The following is a 19,062-nucleotide window of genomic DNA, read 5'->3' on the forward strand; positions in this document are numbered from 1 at the left end:
TGTACATTTTGTTATATCAAATCCCTTTCAGAGTGTCCTCGGGGCTCTTTCTCTGAGCAACAATGCATTTTGTTCCGTCTTTAGGATATTTCCCGTATCCAACAAGCGCAACTATGGCCTCACTCTTTTTTATTCCAAACATTTCCTTGACCTGAATCTCACATTGCTGCGCATACTTCCACTGCAATATAACAGACCCAATATCTTGAGAATGGAGTGACAAAGTCAGTATTCCCAAGTAAATCCCACCATTTGTGTACCACTGTAGGAATTCGTCATTTCCAAAATATGCTCGATCTACGGTAACTAAAAGATAATATGGAATCTCACCTTGAAAACCATGACTTCCATCAACAAGCTGCTCAAATTCCCGTGCCGTAACCTGTTCTTTCGTGTAGTATATTTTAATAGGTTGCCTGTTGCATGCAGATGGAGCCCTATTAGCTAATGCTATGACTGTTTTGAGTTCATCCTCTGTTATTTCTTCTCGACTAAAGTGTCGAATACTATGGCGCGAAGAAAGCAAATCACTAAAATTTGTACTATTGGGAGCTTTCAAATCCTCGTAAACATAGTCATTGTATCCTGCTTTGCAATAATTATCACAATCTATTGATACTGTTTTTCTGATTTCTGAAATATTATCAATATTTACATGCTGTTCTCCCATTAATGCAATGTATTTATCTAATACCGCAATACTTTCTAATATTGGGAAGGAACTGACACCGTATATATCAGCATATTTTTTGATATTCTTCACCAAAAGAGCCGCTTTTTTCCTGCCATAGCCAATTCTCGGATTGGGAATACCCATACCTTTTTCAAGGCTGTGCGCTAATAGAAGCATATCCCTCTCTATAAATCCTTTGAAATCCACATAATTAGCTTTTTCATTTGAAAGTATCTTTCTTTTTTGTAAATATGTATGAAGGTCTGATTTCTTTGCTTTTGCCCAGTTAATAACATTCATCATTTTTCCTCTTTGTAATAATACTTTTCACCCTTCCTGGAAGCATATTGAACACAATCTCCCGAGACCGAGTAAAATCACGAATATGTAAATATCCGATGCAAAGAATAATGTTGGGCAATATCAGACAGATAATCCCCTTTATAAGTAGTCCAACCAATCCGCCTAACTTTATGATAGAACAACACATGACGCAAATAACACACGCCAGGATTCCAACGAATGTAATCTTTATTAAATTAATCCAATATAATTTTGTACTTTCCTGAAAATAGTTCTTATATAACACCCTAATAGAAAGCGGAATATTTAATACAGCTATTGTTATTATTGTCGAAACAAGTATACCCGCAGCTCCCATTACTTGAACTAAAGCAATGTTTAATAACAAATTTGTCAGAGCCTCTATCACAGGTCTATACCTATCTTCCCACCACAAACCAGCAGCTTGTCTATAGGTAAAGCATATATTTGCTATAGATAATGTAAAGAAATAGATACAGAATAATATAACTATCTCATACTCAAACATATTTGATTCACCCATCCAGATTTTCATGAATGGTTGATATAAGGAGGCTAGACAGCAAGTACACCAAGAAGCTAGCCATCCATATAATAATAGTATTCCGTTAAAATCTCTCTGGTTTTTTTCTCTTGTCTCAGTAGCAATACTATTTCCGATGCTTGCAATGATAGCATTGCTTATCAAGGTAAACACACTGACTACGGCAGTCATTATGTAATAGTAGTTTTGATACTTTGCTAAGACTATCAATCCCAAAAAAGTAGAAAGAATAATGCTGTCAAACGAATTCCTGCACACCTCGCTAATTTTGTATACAACCAGTCCTAATATTTTTTTCTTCAGTTCTGCCTTGCTTTTATCTGACAGCTCCCCTTCACACTTAATATCTGGATAGTAATACTTCACCACCGAGGATCTTATTACATTGATTATTACGGTAATAACTAGAATTAATGCACTATACACATAATAGTTTTTGAAAACTGCCACTGCGATTATTTGAAGGACATACATTGCCAAATAACAAACAGAAATGATATTTAGTGATATGTCTGTTCTTTGATGCGCCACAAGTATTGATTCCTTATACGCCGAAAGGAAATAGCTAATAGCAGTATTCAACAGGTAAATTAAATAAATGTAGTAGATATTGATATCAGCAGGTGCTGTACCATTCATTAACTTCGGCAAAAAAGGAACTAGCAGCAATCCAACTCCCATAATCACAGTACCGATAACTCTATATATTATCTTGTAAAACCTGTAGAGTGCGTTGATCTCCTGCTTATCACCATTGGCTATCGGCTTATACATGCTAAAAACGATGGCACTACTAATCCCTAGCTCTGCCAAACTCAGCATCGTAAGTATTGACTTAAATAAGCTGCTTAGTCCAAGATACTCAGCACCGAGATTATTATTTATAACAGTTCGAATTATAAACGGAAATATGATGGTGATTAATTTATTAACTACACCAGCAATCATATTTCGTGTTGAATTTACCGTTCTACTTGCCATTAAATGCTCCTTGCATCTCTATATCTTATCTACCAGCATTTTCAATTTGTGCTCATAGTATTCAATATAGATTGAATCGCTGTTGCTTATGTGAGGGACGGTCATCTTTAACTCTAATGCTAACGAATAGGCTTCATCGAGATTCTGTGCAAGTTGAACAGCATGTCTATCAAATCGATTCTCAAACCATTCGAGGGCAGTTGTGACTTTATGATCATTTGTCTTTATTACAATCACAGGTGTATTCGCAATCAGTGAGAAAATCGTTCCATGATATCTATCTGTGATTATGCACTCATAACGAGCAAATTCCTTGACCTTTTCTAGAATTTCATTCTGCAAATCGTGAAAAACTTCATCTGCAGATTTATTACTATTCGTATCTGTTCTAACTACTGTTCCATAAACGTCCTTAAGTCTACCCAGCAAAGTGATTAATTCATCATCAGAATAGAATTTCTCATCATCATTCCTTACGCAGAGCATAGCGCCTTGTCTCTTTTCATTTATTGGTACGCGCCCAATTAAGGATGTGACGATATCAGGAAAACATTCTAAACGCTCATCGTCTACAAAGGATTTAGCATATTCCCTCGATTTTGAATCCCTCGTTATGAACAGTAACCTCTTGCAATGTGTAAATATATTCTTGGTTATGGATATGTCTCTCTTATCATTCAACTTAACCGTCTGGGGCAAAACCACTAGTTTTGTGCCTGGAAACTTTTTTGCAATATGAAGGTGCATCAAGTGATCTGGATTGTTGTGCCTTGTGCAGTATCCACTCTGGAAGAAAATTATGTCATTCTCACTTATGACTGATTTCATATAATCATTCATCTTTTTATCAAAGGAAACTCGTGTCCTTCCTTCAATTACTCTGTATTCTGGATAGTTTTCAGAAAGCCATCTTCTAGTACAATATGTCTGCGCTATATCTCCCAAATTATTATGTTCAGGCACTCCAAAGTAGAATATCTTTTTGGTTTGTTGATTCATATCTATATTTGCATCAATTATTGAATCCGCCATTTTCCTTCTGGCAATAAACTCTTTTGACACGCGGAAAGGCGTATAAAAGAAGCGAATAATCTTAAATAAAGTCTCATTTTTCATTATATTGTTTCTAATACTTTGATAACTCACTTTTATCTCTCCATTAGATAATTCTTCCGAAAACATTTGTGTATGGCATAAGGTCTTCTAAATTATAGTACTGAGTAATCCATATAACAAAACGCGCTATTCCGTAAACAACTATAATCGCACTTAACGCCCTTCTTATGTTTCTACTGTTTCTTCTTTTATAAACCCGAATGAAATAAGGGAGCAAAATAATTATAGGCATAAATATGGTTTGCATTCTTCCAAATATAGGTAGAATATAACTTAGCATTCCGAAAGCGAATCCAGTAATAACATAAATATACGCTATCTTTGCAACATCCCGATCCTCTCTGTTTTTTCTACATAAATATAGCAAAAGGAACATTGGAGCATAATATACTATTTGCTCGAGGCCAAACCTAACATCTTGATTAATCAAATAGATAGAATATCTTTCATATCCCCAAAGTAGCGAGGCTATACTTCCTCTTCCCAAATACAAAAGAATAAAAAAAGCAACTGCGCTTATGGCTATCATCTTTTTTGACAGCATTTTTGCGAGGTATAATACATACGGGATTATCAATGCCAAACACGCCACGTGAATTGTTGATGAGATTGAAATCCAAGCCAGTGCCCTATATGGCTTCTTCTCCATGATTGCATCGAATGCAAAAAGAGAAATACTCACAGCCATGTACTGTCGATATGCAGAGAAGCTGTTAATAAAATATATACTTGTGAATAACAGCACTGCCGCAGGAACATCGATTTTATCTCTATATTTATAAATAAAATGAATTACCGGAAGGATTGTTATCAGTCCGACTACAAAAAGAAATACCGTGTAATTATCTGTGATATTTCTGATGATAACCATTAGCAATCTAAATCCTGGCTCTAAAGTCTGATCACGGTATCCACTCATTGAGGTTGCAGATTGAAAATTGAAAAAATATCCTGATCTTAAGTCCCTTCCCGTTGTATTAAAACACTTTACAATCAACAGCACGATTGCGACAATCAAGAGACTAACTGGATATTTTTCTTTTTTCCCTTTTCCCCATTTGATTTTCTTTTTGGGAATAACACAGGTTATCAAGTAGCAGCCAAGGATAATTGCAAGATAAAACATAAGCGTCCTTGGACTCCACTTAATCGTTACATTCGTAAACTGCATTCTATTATCTCCGACTAAGTTCAAATATCTTTTTTGTTGTTCCAAACCCCAAAAAACTTGACAGACAGGCCATTCTTACCTTCTTCTTCGTCTGAGGATTCCTTATAACCTGGCCACGGTACAAAGAGATAAACTTTTCAATCCTTCTACGTTCTTCTTTCAACTCACACGGTACCATCATCAATATAGTAAAAGCGATATTCACACATCTTGATATCAGTGGATCATAAACGCTTGAATCTTCATTTTCACTGATCATCTCTTCTAATTTTTCAATTGTAGACATCATTTGCGGTTTAAAAATCCTGGAAATACTATCTCCTCGTTCCAAATAGTTGTAGGCTTCAAAGTCGAGATATTTACCCTTGGAGCATTTCATTATATAATCGAAATTAAATTTAAAATCCTCTGCCATAATCATATCTGTATCAAAGCGAAGTTTTCCAATCACACACCTACGATACATCTTTCCCCAAATAGCATTTGTCTCTATGTGTCCAAATTTAGGACTCATATAACACAAATACTCGATACAGTCATTTCGATCTTTAATTTCACTCCCCCGCATAACAGCATGCTTTGAATTCGTGATTGTTTGGCCATGTTTGCAGCCACAAGAAACGAAATTGACTCCTTCTATCTGTGCCACCATCACTTCAATTGCATTCGGCGCCACCGTATCGTCACTATCGATAAACGCTATGTATTCACCGGAGCTTTCATTAATCCCTTTATTCCTGGCAGCAGATGCTCCTGCGTTTTCTATGTGATATACTCTTGTCTTTTCATCCGCTATCGTATCGCATAGTTCCGCACACTGTTTCTCAGAACCATCATCCACAACAATCAGCTCCATCATCTCATATGTCTGACCTTGAATGCTTCGGATTGATGCTCTCAAAAGATCTTCCTCTGTGTTGTAGACCGGCATTATAACAGACACTAAGCCTTGTACTGTTTCTTCTTGATTTTCTTGAAAATTTTCTGGGGAATCAGTCCGATTATCACCGGCTTGATCACATAAGCGATACCCCCCAAGTATTCCAAGGCTCTTGAATCCTTTAAATCTGACTGCTGCTTCATTTACTCTATTCTTCATAGGTCTGTACTTTTTATTGCCGTTCACGATACGGTATTCGTACAACTTTTCTTGGATGTTATAGCCCTTGTATCCGGCTGCATACATTCGCATGAATAAGTCATAGTCTTCGTGACGATTGGTTTCCTTGGAAATCCGATAACCACCGACTGCCTCCAAGGCTTCTCTTCGCATCAAGACAGTCGGATGCGCAAAGGGGCTATTCCAATAGAAAGATTTTTTCGTAGGCGTTTCTTCAAGCGGATACTTTCCCCACACACCGCCATCATCCGTCACATCTGCTATGGAACCGACAATAGCATACTCTGGATGAGAATCTGCAAATTCGACTAATCTCTGTAATCTCACTAGTTTCGACTCGTCATCCTGCCTGGCTATATACTTTCCTCCTGCTTCTCTAAGGCATACGTTAAGGGCATACGCTAATCCATGGTTCTGGTCGTAAGATAAAACCTTTATTCGCTCATCAAGGGCTTCATAGCTTTTCAGCAACTCCAGTGTCTTTCCATCCGTGGATCCATCATTGCAAATTATAAATTCCCAGTCTGTGTAAGTCTGTCCGATTATAGAACGGATGCTTTTATCCAATAGGTCTGGTCTCTTGCAGTTATATACACCCATAATTATGGATACAGTTGGCATCTCATCTACCTCTTCATTAATTCATCATATTTGGCTTCCAACGTTTTTACTGCATGTGTGATGTCATAATCTTTACTGTGCTCATTTAATCTTACCGTTTTCTTTGAAGCCGCAAAAATCTTCTCAACCCACATTTCATCAGAAGCATCCATACTCAGATAGTCACAGGCATTGCTAATTACTACATCCGGATTAACAATGTCGGAAATCACACATGGTATACCAGCGATTTATGTTTCTACTATGGTGACCGGAACACCTTCAAGCACGGAACGAAGTATCAATACGTCCATCAATGGATAGTAATTTTGTGGATCTGTCACCTTCCCAGTCATGATAACTGAACCTCGTACTCGGTACTGATCAATCCATTTTTCAACTTTCTCATGTTCTTCACGTTCTTCACCATCGCCAATCAGGATCAATACAGCATCCGGTTTCATAGCTTTTAATGCATTGAAGACCGACACGACCTTCTCATGGTTCTTGGCAGCTGTAAATCTTCCGACATGCCCGAGTACGAAGACGTTCTCTGGAATATTCAATTCCCTGCGTTTCTGATTAGTTGCAGCTTCACTAATCCTGAACTTATCAAAGTCCACTGCATTTTTAAGGATCGTTACTCTTCCTTCATCCGCAATATGATTTCCAAACAGCCATCTTGCAGCTGCATCCGAGCAAGCACAATACTCATTTGCAAAAATCTTAGAGAAACACTTCAGAATGTTCTTTAATACATTTCTCCCGGCTTCTTTACCACCCGGAATGCTGTGATTATGTGCGATTCGGAATAGAATTCCTTCTTTCCACGCGCAATATAGCGGAAATACTGATATCGTGTTCAAGTGCGAGTGTACAATCTGATAATTGCCCTTCCTAAAATATCCTCGTAACGTTTTGATATACTTCGGAAGTTGTTGATAAAGCGGCAACTTATAAAATTGCGCCCCGAGTTCTATCAAATCCTGTGGTGGTTCAACCGTAGAATCCTCGTCATAAAAGAAATCGAACTGATATTTCTCGTGGTCTACAGCTCTGTAATAGTTGAATACTACAGCTTCTACACCACCGGCCCACATTTTTCCAATAACCTGTGCTATACGAATACTCATGCAGCCACCGCCTCTCCGGCAACAGACCAAGCATCGTATTTCTGAGACACGAAGTCATAATAACTACATGCTTTTACTTCCCAAATGTGCGGAACAACTACTTCAAGCTGTACCCCCCCCTAACATGGCTTAGAGCCTTGAAATACCAAGCTTCAAGCTTCGGGGCTTGCGTTTTTATGTTATAGTCTTCCGCAGATTTATTTAGATGTACTTCCTTATTCGCAGCATTTACAGCTTTCTCTGCCCACAGTTTTACCGAATCGTTCAAATCTAAATAAATACACCCATCACTGATAATTGCCTCTATTGGAATAGCTTTAGAAATGACAGCAGGTACTCCAGCAACTTGACTTTCAACAGTTGTCATAGACAGCCCTTCGAATACAGATGGAAGAATGATTACATCGTTCAGTTTGTAATATTTCTCAGGGTTCTGAACCTTTCCCCTCATTACTACACAATTCTCTAGTCCTCGGTTCCTGATACCTTTAATAATTTCATCATGTAACTCGCCATCACCAACTAATAGGAGCCTCGCACATGAATTCCTCTCATTAATCTCCTTAAATACATCTAGCAAAAACTCATGATTTTTAGCGTATGTAAAACGACCAATATGACCTACTATAAAGCAATCTGACAGTCCCAGTTGCGTTTTTAAATCTTCAACTTCTGACTGAGATGTATGAAACCTATAAAAATCTACAGCGTTTTTTAGCACATATACTTTACCATCATCAAACGCTTTGTCACCGAACATCCAACGGCCAGCCTTTTCAGAACAGGCAAAATAATGCGTAGAAAAAAGTTTTGACAACCGCCTTAGAACCTGCTTTGCCAAATTCCTCTTCAGTTCATTGCCACCAGGAACACTATGATTATGTGCAATTCTCACAGGTACATGTTCTCTCCAAGCTGCATAGAGTGGAAATACAGATAGTGTATTGAGATGAGAATGAACTATCGTATAGTGTTCTGTCCTTAGATGATGCCTTAACTCTTTTAAATATGCCGATAACTTCTGGTATGGAGGAAGCATTATAAATCTCGCACCCATATCAATCAGATCTTGCGGCGGTTCAACCGTGGAATCCGCATCGTAATAAAAGTCAAATTGGAACTTTGTATGGTCGATCGCACGATAGTAGTTGAATACAACCGCTTCAACACCGCCAGCCCACATCTTTCCAATAATATAAGCAATTCGAGTCGGCTCGCTATTAATTTGTTTATTTCCCACAGTCAATTACTCTCCTTGCTTTTGGTCATCTGAAAAAATATTATTCCGCCTTCTGCTTTTATCAGAACCTGCGCCGGCGGAGATTGAGATTACACGTTTAAATCTGGTCATTATTGATGTTTGCATCTCCTTTGAGTTCATATATCTATGAGAGCGGTTACTGGTCATCCACAACATATTGCGGTTTTGGTAAGTTATCGTAGGGTCTGACAGTAGCTGGCGCTGAAACTGACCTCCAATAGCTACTCAGGACTTTTACATAGATATTGTGGTTGTTAGCGTTCGGCGCCACCATATCTATGTAAAGCTGTTGAGTTGGTAGCCAGCCGCTCTATCCCTCCCCGGTTAACAAGCTTTTCTCATTCCCCTTACATAGATATAGTGGTTAGTGAAGCCTACCACCCATATATCTATGTAAAGCCCATACTCTCACACAACTTTTGCCAAACCCGTGTGGTTATTCCTATCCTTTCTATAAATTCCTTAAAACGTCAAATAAATAGCCCTAAATGAGACCTGGATCTCATTAGGGCATTTGACTTTCCCCCTGTTATATTCCCCGTCTTCTTTTTGTTTGGGTCAAAATAGAATTCTCAAGAAACCTGTTCCATTTTGCGAGACCTTCCGATGCCCGTCATTCCAGCACGTACTGGGAGCTACTCAAAAAACGCCTGAATGACTCAAAAAAAACGCCTGAATGACGAGGGAGCCAGCGAACTGCTTACAAATTGTAAGCAGTTGAAATTAAAAGATCTACTTCCTATACTCCCCATACCCATATCCGTACTTTGAGTACTTTCCATACTTTTTCCCGTACTTATGGTAACTGTAGTAGCTGTTGTAGTAACCGCTCTTTGTCATATTGACCTTGTTGAGGATGACCCCCAGGAATTTAACTCCGGTTCGGTCCAGCTGCTCCTTTGCCCTCTGGAAAAGACGTCTGGAGGTGACCTCCGCCTCTATAACCAGCGCTGCTCCATCCGCATACCTTGTTAGTATCGCCGCATCTATAACAGTTCCTATAGGAGCAGTATCCATGATAACTATGTCATAATTCTGTTCCTTAATAAACTGAAACAGCTTCTCACACATCTCATCTTCAAAAAGCTCTGTAGGGTTCGGTGAATAGGGTCCGGCAAAAATCATATCAAGGTTCGGCATCTGAGGATCGTTGTAGAAACCCTCCTCCAGCGATACCTGCCCCGTAAGCATCTGGGAAAGCCCCACGGTTTCTCCCTTTATCTTGTGTACGGCAACAAACTCTGATTTTCTGATATCGCAGTCAAGGTAAAGTGTATGTTTACCTGACTCTGCAAAAACTCTGGCAAGCTCGAAAGAGGTTGTGGATTTTCCTTCGTTTGGTGAAGTGGAGGTTATAAGTATGTTTTTAACCTTTGAACCCGAAAACAGAAGGTTAGTTCTCAGAGTTCTCAGGGCTTCACTGTAACGGAAATCGTCATCCGGAGCCAGCTTCATATTTACAGTTTTTTTGTTGATGGTCATAAACTAAAGTTCCTTACTTTTTTTCTTTTTTTCTGTAAGCGTAATTATATTGGTCAGCCTTTTTGGCAGCCTCCGGATCCTTTTCCGGAATAGCCGCAAGAACCGGAAGATTGAAGTAATTCTCTATATCATCCTCTGTTCTTATGGTGTCATTGGTTATGGTTGAGATAACGATGAAACCTGCGGTTATCATAAAGAACACCGCTGCTGCAATCAGTGCATTTCTTCCGTTATGAGGACCTGTCTTTTTGAGAGGTATCTCACCATACTCGATGATCTTCGGCGGATCCTGCTCCATGATGTCTGCTATATAGTCGGAAGCGCATTCAGAAACCGCATCTGTGAGATGCTTTGCTCTCGTCGGATCAGTATCCAGCACTGAGATGTTAAGGATACGGGTATTCTGTGGATTTTCAAGGGTTATCTTTCTTCTTAAATCAAGATAATCCATATTATCGATGTTTAATTTCTTAATGACATCTTCCATTACGGTTCTGGAGGTAACCAGAACCTTATAGTCTGAAGTAAGCTGAGAACCTATCTGAAGGTCCGCAAGTGATGTAAGGGTGGTTTCCTTACTCATTACGTAGATCATGGAAGTGCTGGTATAGGTGGGCACCAGTACAAACTTGGAAATGGAATATCCGATTCCTCCGCCAAGGATGAGTGCCATAACGAGAAATAAGATGTTTTTCTTAAGCTCAAAAAATATTTGGGCAAGGTCTATCTCATCATCGTCATCGTCATCCAAGGTATTGATAGCCACTAAGTTGTTTGGCTGAAGTAAATTGTTGGTGTTAGTATTATCAGGCATATGTTCCTCACTGATTTTCGGGTGTGTAATTGAGCTTTTAGTCACACCTTTTTATTAAAGATCTATCTCTATATCTTCTGTGATCTTCAGACCATTCACGAAAAGGAGCTCGTTGGCGTAATCCTTGTCGAGATTTTTTGAAATCCACCTAAGGGCATCCCTTATCACCGGCGGTCTGGTGTCCGCCCGATGCATATCCGTTCCCAGAAAGTGAACCTCTTTTTGTTTCAAAGCATTTCTTACGAATCTTGTTTCTCCGTCAAGAATCGCACCAAACCCTTTTCTTCCTATGGGTTCTGTGGAAAGCTGTATGTATGCCCCGAGGCCTATGACCTCCCTGAGACCATTCTCTCTCAGTCCCTTGAATCTTTCAGCGTGAGCTATGACAGGTAGAAAGCCGGCATTCCTTACATTACGAACGCATCTAAGGATCGTTTTGTAGCTTTCCATAGGATAAAACTCTATAAGGGTATATCTGCTTCCTGCCAGAGTAAGTATCTCGCCCTTCTTAAGATGTTCTGTCATGCTTTCAAAATAGAGGACTTCATTGCCGGAATACAGCCTTACCTGGATCCCGGCGTCCCTCAAGACCTCCTCTATACAAGAAAGTCTTTCCTTTATAAGTGCAGGATCCGTGGGATGCTCCACGTAGTAGTGGGGTGTAGCTATGATGTCAGCCGCCCCCTGTTCTTTAGCCATAGTGATAAGCTTTACCGATTCCTCTATGTTTCGAGAGCCGTCATCTATGTGGTAGATGATATGAGAATGTATATCAAACATCTCAGGTCTCCTATATCATGTTTTATCAGCAATTATGAAAGGCAGCAGACCGACTCTGCTGCCTTTCATATCCACGAGCCTTATACAATTTGTGCGATTGTATATCACCCTCAAGCAGACCGGATGACGGAATCATCAACCTATGATCACGCCTTCGTCATTAAATATAAATGTCTGTCCGTTGATGATCTGTGTTCCTGTGTAGAAATAACCCTGTGCATTTACATAGTGAACAACAAGGTTGCCGTTTGCATCATAAGCCCAGTAAAAAGCGTCCTGACCTGTAGCTAATGGAAGGCCTGTTGTCGGATTAACGAAGCATCCTAAAGAGACACCATTCTCTGTGATTACCAGAATAGGACTTGTGTTGATAGTCTCACCATTGGGTCCTACAGCAGAACCGCCTTCTGTGGTTCTCAGCATAACGTGCTGTGTACCGTTGCTCATGAACTCAGCTTCATTAAGTGTAGTTCCATCATTGCCGACAGTGGTTACTGTCATCTCAACGCCGTTAGATGAATACTCATTCTTTGTAACTGTCTGTCCGCTTGCATTGGTAGAAACAGATGTTGCACCTGAGTTGCCTGAGCTTGTTGAGCTTGATGAGCTTGATGAACTTGATGAACTTGATGAACTTGATGAGCTTGATGAGCTACTTCCTCTGTCATTGGTTGAGGATCCCGCAGCAAATGAAGCACTGAAGCTTGAAAGTACAAGTCCTGCGATAAGTGCCAATGTTAAAAGTTTCTTTTTCATCGGTAAATACCTCCATAAAAATTATGTGGCAAGGTACTTACGCAGTGCACAATCCTACTCACAGCACCTCCCCATATTTGAATATTGTAATTCAGTCAATCCGTATTTTTGAGGACATATATGTCAAAATCGCTGCATATTCAGCTTATTCATATTTTTCCGGTTTTAAAACCCGCCTGAAAAGAAGTCCTAAATATGAATCATACCTGCCTGAAGAAGGTATCCAGCACCAGCCGATCTACCTGCTCATAATCCGGCCAGAATTCATCCTTATCCTTTTCATGATTAACAAGGTTCTCCCCTTCGAGGGTTGAAAAGTCTTTATCGCTCAGGGGATCACCACTAAGTACGGCATCCATTGCTATTTTGAGATAAGTTCCTTTAGCCATATCAGTTATGATGTTTCCCTCTATCAGGGAAAACATTCCCGGAATAACCTCTGAGTCTCTTTTAGCAAGCTTTCTAAGCTTGTTTTCAAAGGCTATGGCATACTGGCGGTGTCTTGACATACGGGTCATAGCTGTGAAATCCACAGTTATGTCTCTCCTTCTCACAAATTTTTCAGCCTGATCCCCTTTAAGGAGTACTGTGGCACCCTTTACAAAAGCCGGGTCGGCAGCCTCCAGTCCATCGTCTTCGATGGTGACCTCTACTCCGCCGATGTAGTCATTAAGCTCATTTATAATGTCAATGGAGCCTGCCATATAACCGTTTAGCTTTAAGCCTCCCATAACACCGGACACCGCATCCATAGCATATTTTCCGGATTTCTCATGGTTGTCCCCGTACATCCAGGCTCTGGTCAAGTGATCGATCTCCGTTCCCACAGGATCTGAATTTTCATCAGTCACTGTAATGGCAGTCATGGTATCACGGGGGATCTGAATGATATGTACTCTGTTCTTTGCCGTATTTTCAGCCACCAGAAATATCCCGTCCGAAAGACCGATCTCGCTTATGTCCCTGTCGATCTGCAATGACCCTTTGTTATCTATCCCAAGGATAAGCCACGCCTTAATGGCTGTATTCCTTTTATAATGCACACCGTTATAGGACAGCTCTTTCTCTCCGAAAAGCTGTGGTCTTTCCGTGGTCTCTCGTCCGTTTACGGTATAGATGAGTTTTCCATCCTCTGATTTTCTGCACTTTATATCCGGAACTCCTTCCTCATTTCCTGCTCCTGCACTTTCAGCTGCTGCAGACTCCATCATATTTATAAGACGGTCAATGTTTACGCCTTCAAGTCCTACATTTCCTTTTTCATCCATGGTCATGCCGGCTGCTCTGAGCTGCTCGTTCATCTCCTCCGGGGTTATGGTTTCTGCGGTTCCAAAACTATATACTGCATTTTTTTCATTGGCCGCTTCTACTGCTTTTCTGAGCTTGTACTGATTAACAAGCCATACACAAGTCATAAGTGAAATAATCGCTATGATCCCCACAAAGATCAATACAGGCTTCCGGGCTGTTTTTCTCATATCCTATGATGCTTCCTTTCCATACCTTCGTATTTATACTACTCGTGAAAAAACAGGCACCCTGAGCTCACTGTTATGTCGGAATTAAAAGCTCATGGATACCTGCTCGCCATTATTAATTTGTGGTTATCAAAACCATTTTTTTCTTTACTTCCTTGTTTTTCTGTGAACGAATTGCATTTTCTGTAACTTCATCTATCATCCTCTGCAAATCCTCATCAATTTTACAATCTACATTATATTTCTTACGCCAGCCTTTATACTTTCCGCTTGTTACCCGCTGGTCTTCAGGTTTTTTCGCATCCTTCGGGATCAGCCACTTGCCTTTTTCTTTAATTACACCCTCGATTTTTCCCTGTCTGCACAACAACTGAACATACTTTACCGAGAGTCCCCAGTCAGAAGCGCACTGTTTGATACTGATATACATCGCGCCATTTATATATATATATATATCCCTCCTTGCCATAACATCAGGTTATGTGTTATTACAGAGAAATCTGCTCTATGGCTATAATCATACATTATCATTCTGCATTTTGCAATTTTTTTGTATTGCATTCTGCAATGCTGATATGCGCTTATATTTATAGCGCTATATATTTTGCTTAATTCAGTGCTGATTTCTCATACTTTTAGCAATACATTTATAAAAATATAAGGAGGCACAGAAATGGCGTTTCAGATAAAACCAAATCGTAAGGAAAGCGAAAATAAGACTATACGTTTTCCAATCGAGGTTATAGAAAAAATCAATGATGCAATACAGGGAAAGGATGTTTCCTTTTCAAGTTTTGTTATTCAGGCTGTAGAATATGCCTTGGATAATATGACAGAATAAAAATCAGCAGACAAAAAAATGTGCTTTTGTCTGCTGACTCTTCCTATGTCCGTTTACATAGCGCCCTTTCGTGCTATCACGACCCATATGGTCTTAAATAATATCTTTATATCCAGTCCTATATTCCAGTTCTCGATGTACCACTTATCAAGAGCGACGACCTGTTCAAAATCAGTTATCTGTGATCTCCCGCTCACCTGCCACATACCTGTTATCCCGGGTTTGGCGGACATCCTTGCACGATGCATGGGTTTATATAGCTTCCACTCATCCAGTGTCGGAGGTCTGGTCCCAACCAGTGACATATCCCCCTTTAAAACATTGAAAAACTGCGGGAATTCGTCAATGGACATATCGCGTATAAAATTCCCTATACCTTTATGAATTCTACCATCTTCATCCCTTCGGCAGCCTATGATACGTGGATCATAATCCAGTTTGAACATAAACCCTTCCTTTATACGGTTCTCATCCATAAGCTCCTTTTTACGTTCCTCTGCATCCGGATACATGGATCTGAATTTATACATCTCAAAAATACGTCCATTCCTTCCTATACGCTTCTGCTTAAAGAATATAGGTCCCGGTGAATGTAAGTAGATCATCGGACCGAAGATCACTGCCAGACAGACCGTTAGTACCGACCCCACTATACCCCCGATGATATCTATAAACCTCTTGAAAAGAAGGGCTCCTGTGGTTGCATCCCCAAGGCTGTTGGTGATGACATTATATCCCCCTATCCTGCCTATTGTATGATGTCTTCCTTCGATCCTGGTTTTCTTAGGCAGACGTATATGAACCGTGATTCCCATGTCTATGATGGCATTTACAAGCTCCTCAGGCATCTCGATATTTTCAGGCACATCCATCAATATCTCATCTACCCAGTTGCCAAGCAAATATTCTATAAGCGTGTCCTTATTTGCTACGACCTGGAGCTTCCGGGCAATTGCTCTGTTCTCTTCGGAAATGGTTCCTCCATGACCTGTTACCTCGTCGTAAACCGACTGTTTTTTTCCGCTTCCGTCAAGAAGTGCCATGCCCGAAATATAGTAGTTTCCGTAATCCTTCCTGATAACGCTGTTTATGATCTCGTGAACATTATCAACCCCCGTAATGATGAACAGGGCTGTGCTTTTCTGGGACAAGGGTCTGTTTCTCAGTATATTTTTCCAGAATACCCGCACACAGTATGCTAAAATAAGGTAGCTTATCAGCATGTAAAAAATGGTCATCCGGGATATGATGGATCCCATATGAACCGCAAAGAGATAACAGGTGGTTATGGCCAGAACGATACTTATGTGCTGCAGCATCCTTACAAATTCAACATAATAACCCCTCTTCAATACATTATGAAAGGAATTGAAGGAAGCTGCCACAACCAGATCTATCAGTATGAGCACCAGACACATATTGCTATAGTTACTGTTTGAAAAGCTAAAAAAGCTTTCGTGACGGATATAGTATCCCAATATAAAAGAAATCTCCAGACAGATGATATCAAGCACTATAAAATCAAGATGCTTAAGCCATCCCCTAACCTTACGCCTATACATAAAATCCACCCTTTAACTTAAATAAGGTAATTATAGGGGAGTTTCTTCCTGTGTTTATGAGCCAATATGTCAAAATAGTTTCCGGAGATCATCGGGTGGCCGGTTACTGTCCAACAGTATTCTTTTGACATATACGGTGTTTAAACATTATTCCCCCGATTTTAAACTTGGATTTATATAATTGGAGGGGTTATGTTCAGATTTCTATGTGATAAACGCGGAGCTGTAAATCCGCTTTTTATAAGGATCATACTGGGTGTTGTCTGTGCTCTGGTCCTGATCTTACTCGGAATTTCCACTATCTTTGATAAGCAAAGTGATGATGAATATCAGAAATGGGCAAAAAGCGAAAACCAAAAGATTTATAATGATTCCCAACAGGTACGTTTAACAGAAAGACAGCTTCTGAAGCTTAGGCGTGAGCTTAATGACAGCTTCTACCAGCGGCTTGAGCATGATCTCCCTGTACGGATCCTGATAGTTGGTGATGCCTACGGCAATGGCTTCGGTGTCAGTAACAAATCTTTAGTTTGGAGCAAGCTGCTTCAGGCAGGTTTGAAGAAAAAATTCGGTGTCAAGGCCGAGGTCGAAAACATTACCCTGTCCGGCATGAACGGAGGTTACGGTGCCTGGGTACAGCTAATGAAGCTTCCTGATGGCACTGCCTCTCCAGTGCTTACTGCTGCCGGTGCCGTGAAGGATAAGGAAGGTACCTACACCGGTGAGGTGCAAAACGACACCGGTGATGTAAAAAAACAAAATGGTGAATTCGCCGGAGAGATCCTGGATGCAAGGACTGTGGCAGCTTCCAGAGAAAATGAATACGATCTTTGCATCGTGAGTCTCGGTATGACGGACGAGCCTCAGATGTTCGAGCTTTACTACGAGGGTGTCCTCCGACAGATTCGGAGAAAATTTGAGAAATGCAGTATCATTTCACTTCTGTCCAATCAGGCTCTGACAGCTCCTGAGCTTGGATACGCAGATGAAAATTACGATGCACTGTATAAGATATCAAAGCACTATGATGCATCTGTTATAAATGTTGGACTCGAGATGACAGATCCTGATGCTGCCGCCAAGGGTGCCACGATTTCGCAGCTGCCCTATAGCTCTGCTGCGACTGAAAGTCTGGCAGCAGATATGCAGTCTGATGGGATTTCCAAGAAAAAGGCTGATGAGATCGCTTCAAAGGATCTTGCCGAGAGGACTGCCGCCGCTGAAGAAGCCATACACAAGTACACCATTGATGGACTTTATCTGAATAATGAAGGTCAGAAATTCTTATCCGAAAGAATTTTAAGTTTTATAGAAAAAAAAGTGAGCAAGAGTACCGGGTATAATGCCAAGGAGATTTCGCCTCTAAAGAAAGAAGTGACGACACTGGATCGATACCACTATTTTCCGGTTTCAGAGCTGGTTCGTCTTGATGACTTCACATATGTTCTGGCTGAGAACACGGTGAAAGCTGCGGCCGGTGTAGAAGATCGGGACGGGGTTTTTCCATTTTCCGATAAAGCCGGTGCCGATGGAGAAAGAGTCAGTGCCCCCGCCGGCGAAGGTGCTGCAAACAAAGCTGCCGGCGTGAATGACCTGAAGCCGGAAGAGCTCGGCACTATCATCGGCGTGGATTATGATCTTGTGGAAGGCGACAATGACCTTTATGCTGCCACCGGAGACGGAACCACCGGTTTCGGACGTATCGTTCAGCGTAACAACGACGCAGTTAAGGTACGCTTTATCATGCCTCTTAACGATGGTTACTCTTACGAGCGTGACCGTAACCTTATTCTGGCCTTCTCCACAAAAGAACAGGCAGATACCTTACACGGCATCATCCTCGGCGGAGACTTTACTCTACCCTCCTACTTAGACGGTTTCCAGCATGTGCCATATATCGGTCTGACTGACAAAGAAGGAAAACCTATACATCTTAACCGGGATGGACAACCTACAGAAACAGAAAATGATCTGCCGGAGCAGACCACAAAAGAAAACGACAAAACCTCAAAAGCCGGTAATCCGGGCAGACCGTCGGAAGCTGACCCTGGTAATCCTGCAGCGGTACCTGAAATGACGATCCAAAGCACCGAAGCTGAAACCACTGCTGCTACCTTCGGAAATGACCAGCCTGCTCAGGGAAACGCCGCAGCAGTTTCAGAAAGCTTAAGTAACCTTACGGCAGCTTCAACTCAGGGAGAGGAAGCTTCTGAGACATCCGAGAGCACGTACTCCGACAATGAAAACACCGAGACCTCCTATTACGAAGAAACTCATGCGGACACATACCCCGGCAGCGAAGCCACCGATGCTTCCGATTCCGAAGATATAAATACCGGCATCGGTCCTGAACGTCCTGATGAAACCGAATGGTTCTCTTACGAGGTTGGGAATCCGCAAAAGTAAAGTGGCTGTACAACACATAT

General features: G+C 40.8%; 17 protein-coding genes. 2 read left to right on the plus strand and 15 right to left on the minus strand.

The window, feature by feature from the left end; genetic code table 11:
- Positions 1-16: 16 nt before the first annotated feature.
- The 14 genes from T357_RS0114615 to T357_RS21500 all read right to left on the minus strand — a co-directional run bounded on the left by T357_RS0114615 (position 17) and on the right by T357_RS21500 (position 14,663).
- The gene (locus tag T357_RS0114615; RefSeq protein ID WP_081828192.1) at positions 17-976 is read right to left on the minus strand and encodes a nitroreductase family protein; all 960 of its coding nucleotides are present in this window, start codon (positions 974-976) and stop codon (positions 17-19) included.
- Entirely contained in the window at positions 960-2,522 is a 1,563-nt protein-coding gene (locus T357_RS0114620) for an oligosaccharide flippase family protein (RefSeq protein ID WP_031554212.1), read from the minus strand. The genes T357_RS0114615 and T357_RS0114620 overlap by 17 nt, the downstream gene beginning before the upstream one ends.
- An 18-nt stretch (positions 2,523-2,540) precedes the next feature.
- Positions 2,541-3,668, minus strand: coding sequence for a polysaccharide pyruvyl transferase family protein (locus T357_RS0114625; RefSeq protein ID WP_197027358.1), 1,128 nt, complete (start codon positions 3,666-3,668; stop codon positions 2,541-2,543).
- A gap of 13 nt (positions 3,669-3,681) precedes the next feature.
- The gene (locus T357_RS0114630) at positions 3,682-4,809 is read right to left on the minus strand and encodes an EpsG family protein (RefSeq protein WP_031554218.1); all 1,128 of its coding nucleotides are present in this window, start codon (positions 4,807-4,809) and stop codon (positions 3,682-3,684) included.
- A gap of 4 nt (positions 4,810-4,813) precedes the next feature.
- Positions 4,814-6,550, minus strand: a complete 1,737-nt coding sequence (locus T357_RS21495) for a glycosyltransferase family 2 protein (protein WP_049962461.1) — start codon at positions 6,548-6,550, stop codon at positions 4,814-4,816.
- Positions 6,551-6,555: 5 nt separating this feature from the next.
- Positions 6,556-6,762 carry a hypothetical protein gene (locus tag T357_RS21275; RefSeq protein ID WP_155991477.1) on the minus strand — a complete coding sequence of 69 codons (207 nt, stop codon included), beginning with the start codon at positions 6,760-6,762 and terminating at the stop codon, positions 6,556-6,558.
- Between the two features lie 18 nt (positions 6,763-6,780).
- Positions 6,781-7,662 (minus strand): glycosyltransferase, encoded by an 882-nt coding sequence (locus tag T357_RS0114650; RefSeq protein ID WP_031554223.1) that lies wholly within the window; start codon positions 7,660-7,662, stop codon positions 6,781-6,783.
- Between the two features lie 97 nt (positions 7,663-7,759).
- Positions 7,760-8,902, minus strand: coding sequence for a glycosyltransferase (locus T357_RS0114655; RefSeq protein WP_031554225.1), 1,143 nt, complete (start codon positions 8,900-8,902; stop codon positions 7,760-7,762).
- A 753-nt stretch (positions 8,903-9,655) separates the two neighbouring features.
- Positions 9,656-10,405 (minus strand): CpsD/CapB family tyrosine-protein kinase, encoded by a 750-nt coding sequence (locus T357_RS0114665; protein WP_242840126.1) that lies wholly within the window; start codon positions 10,403-10,405, stop codon positions 9,656-9,658.
- A gap of 13 nt (positions 10,406-10,418) precedes the next feature.
- A complete protein-coding gene (locus T357_RS0114670; protein ID WP_081828194.1) occupies positions 10,419-11,219 on the minus strand; it encodes a YveK family protein in 801 nt (266 codons plus the stop codon).
- A gap of 54 nt (positions 11,220-11,273) precedes the next feature.
- Positions 11,274-11,999, minus strand: a complete 726-nt coding sequence (locus tag T357_RS0114675) for a CpsB/CapC family capsule biosynthesis tyrosine phosphatase (protein ID WP_031554230.1) — start codon at positions 11,997-11,999, stop codon at positions 11,274-11,276.
- Positions 12,000-12,134: 135 nt separating this feature from the next.
- Positions 12,135-12,755, minus strand: coding sequence for a hypothetical protein (locus T357_RS0114680; RefSeq protein WP_031554232.1), 621 nt, complete (start codon positions 12,753-12,755; stop codon positions 12,135-12,137).
- Positions 12,756-12,955: 200 nt separating this feature from the next.
- The gene (locus T357_RS0114685; RefSeq protein WP_049962463.1) at positions 12,956-14,233 is read right to left on the minus strand and encodes an LCP family protein; all 1,278 of its coding nucleotides are present in this window, start codon (positions 14,231-14,233) and stop codon (positions 12,956-12,958) included.
- Between the two features lie 115 nt (positions 14,234-14,348).
- Positions 14,349-14,663, minus strand: coding sequence for a hypothetical protein (locus T357_RS21500; protein ID WP_197027359.1), 315 nt, complete (start codon positions 14,661-14,663; stop codon positions 14,349-14,351).
- A gap of 243 nt (positions 14,664-14,906) precedes the next feature.
- On the opposite strand from T357_RS21500, the gene T357_RS21505 reads away from it, so the two are divergent.
- A complete protein-coding gene (locus T357_RS21505; RefSeq protein WP_197027360.1) occupies positions 14,907-15,074 on the plus strand; it encodes a YlcI/YnfO family protein in 168 nt (55 codons plus the stop codon).
- A 53-nt stretch (positions 15,075-15,127) separates the two neighbouring features.
- On the opposite strand, the gene T357_RS0114700 is transcribed toward T357_RS21505, so the two are convergent.
- A complete protein-coding gene (locus T357_RS0114700) occupies positions 15,128-16,636 on the minus strand; it encodes a sugar transferase (RefSeq protein WP_031554238.1) in 1,509 nt (502 codons plus the stop codon).
- Positions 16,637-16,828: 192 nt separating this feature from the next.
- Here T357_RS0114700 and T357_RS0114705 point away from each other — a divergent pair, with 192 nt between their 5' ends.
- Positions 16,829-19,042, plus strand: a complete 2,214-nt coding sequence (locus tag T357_RS0114705; protein WP_031554240.1) for a hypothetical protein — start codon at positions 16,829-16,831, stop codon at positions 19,040-19,042.
- Positions 19,043-19,062: the final 20 nt, after the last annotated feature.

It is taken from the genome of Oribacterium sp. FC2011 (genome assembly GCF_000701645.1).
In the GTDB taxonomy this organism is placed as follows: domain Bacteria; phylum Bacillota; class Clostridia; order Lachnospirales; family Lachnospiraceae; genus Oribacterium.

Bases quoted from the DNA above. Each gene is read 5' to 3' on its own strand.
- T357_RS21500 (WP_197027359.1), bottom strand. From the start codon at position 14,663: ATGTATATCAGTATCAAACAGTGCGCTTCTGACTGGGGACTCTCGGTA.
- T357_RS0114620 (WP_031554212.1), bottom strand. From the start codon at position 2,522: ATGGCAAGTAGAACGGTAAATTCAACACGAAATATGATTGCTGGTGTA.
- T357_RS21495 (WP_049962461.1), bottom strand. From the start codon at position 6,550: ATGCCAACTGTATCCATAATTATGGGTGTATATAACTGCAAGAGACCA.
- T357_RS0114615 (WP_081828192.1), bottom strand. From the start codon at position 976: ATGATGAATGTTATTAACTGGGCAAAAGCAAAGAAATCAGACCTTCAT.
- T357_RS0114680 (WP_031554232.1), bottom strand. From the start codon at position 12,755: ATGAAAAAGAAACTTTTAACATTGGCACTTATCGCAGGACTTGTACTT.
- T357_RS0114665 (WP_242840126.1), bottom strand. From the start codon at position 10,405: ATGACCATCAACAAAAAAACTGTAAATATGAAGCTGGCTCCGGATGAC.
- T357_RS0114630 (WP_031554218.1), bottom strand. From the start codon at position 4,809: ATGCAGTTTACGAATGTAACGATTAAGTGGAGTCCAAGGACGCTTATG.
- T357_RS0114675 (WP_031554230.1), bottom strand. From the start codon at position 11,999: ATGTTTGATATACATTCTCATATCATCTACCACATAGATGACGGCTCT.
- T357_RS0114685 (WP_049962463.1), bottom strand. From the start codon at position 14,233: ATGAGAAAAACAGCCCGGAAGCCTGTATTGATCTTTGTGGGGATCATA.
- T357_RS0114705 (WP_031554240.1), top strand. From the start codon at position 16,829: ATGTTCAGATTTCTATGTGATAAACGCGGAGCTGTAAATCCGCTTTTT.
- T357_RS0114700 (WP_031554238.1), bottom strand. From the start codon at position 16,636: ATGTATAGGCGTAAGGTTAGGGGATGGCTTAAGCATCTTGATTTTATA.
- T357_RS21505 (WP_197027360.1), top strand. From the start codon at position 14,907: ATGGCGTTTCAGATAAAACCAAATCGTAAGGAAAGCGAAAATAAGACT.
- T357_RS0114650 (WP_031554223.1), bottom strand. From the start codon at position 7,662: ATGAGTATTCGTATAGCACAGGTTATTGGAAAAATGTGGGCCGGTGGT.
- T357_RS0114670 (WP_081828194.1), bottom strand. From the start codon at position 11,219: ATGCCTGATAATACTAACACCAACAATTTACTTCAGCCAAACAACTTA.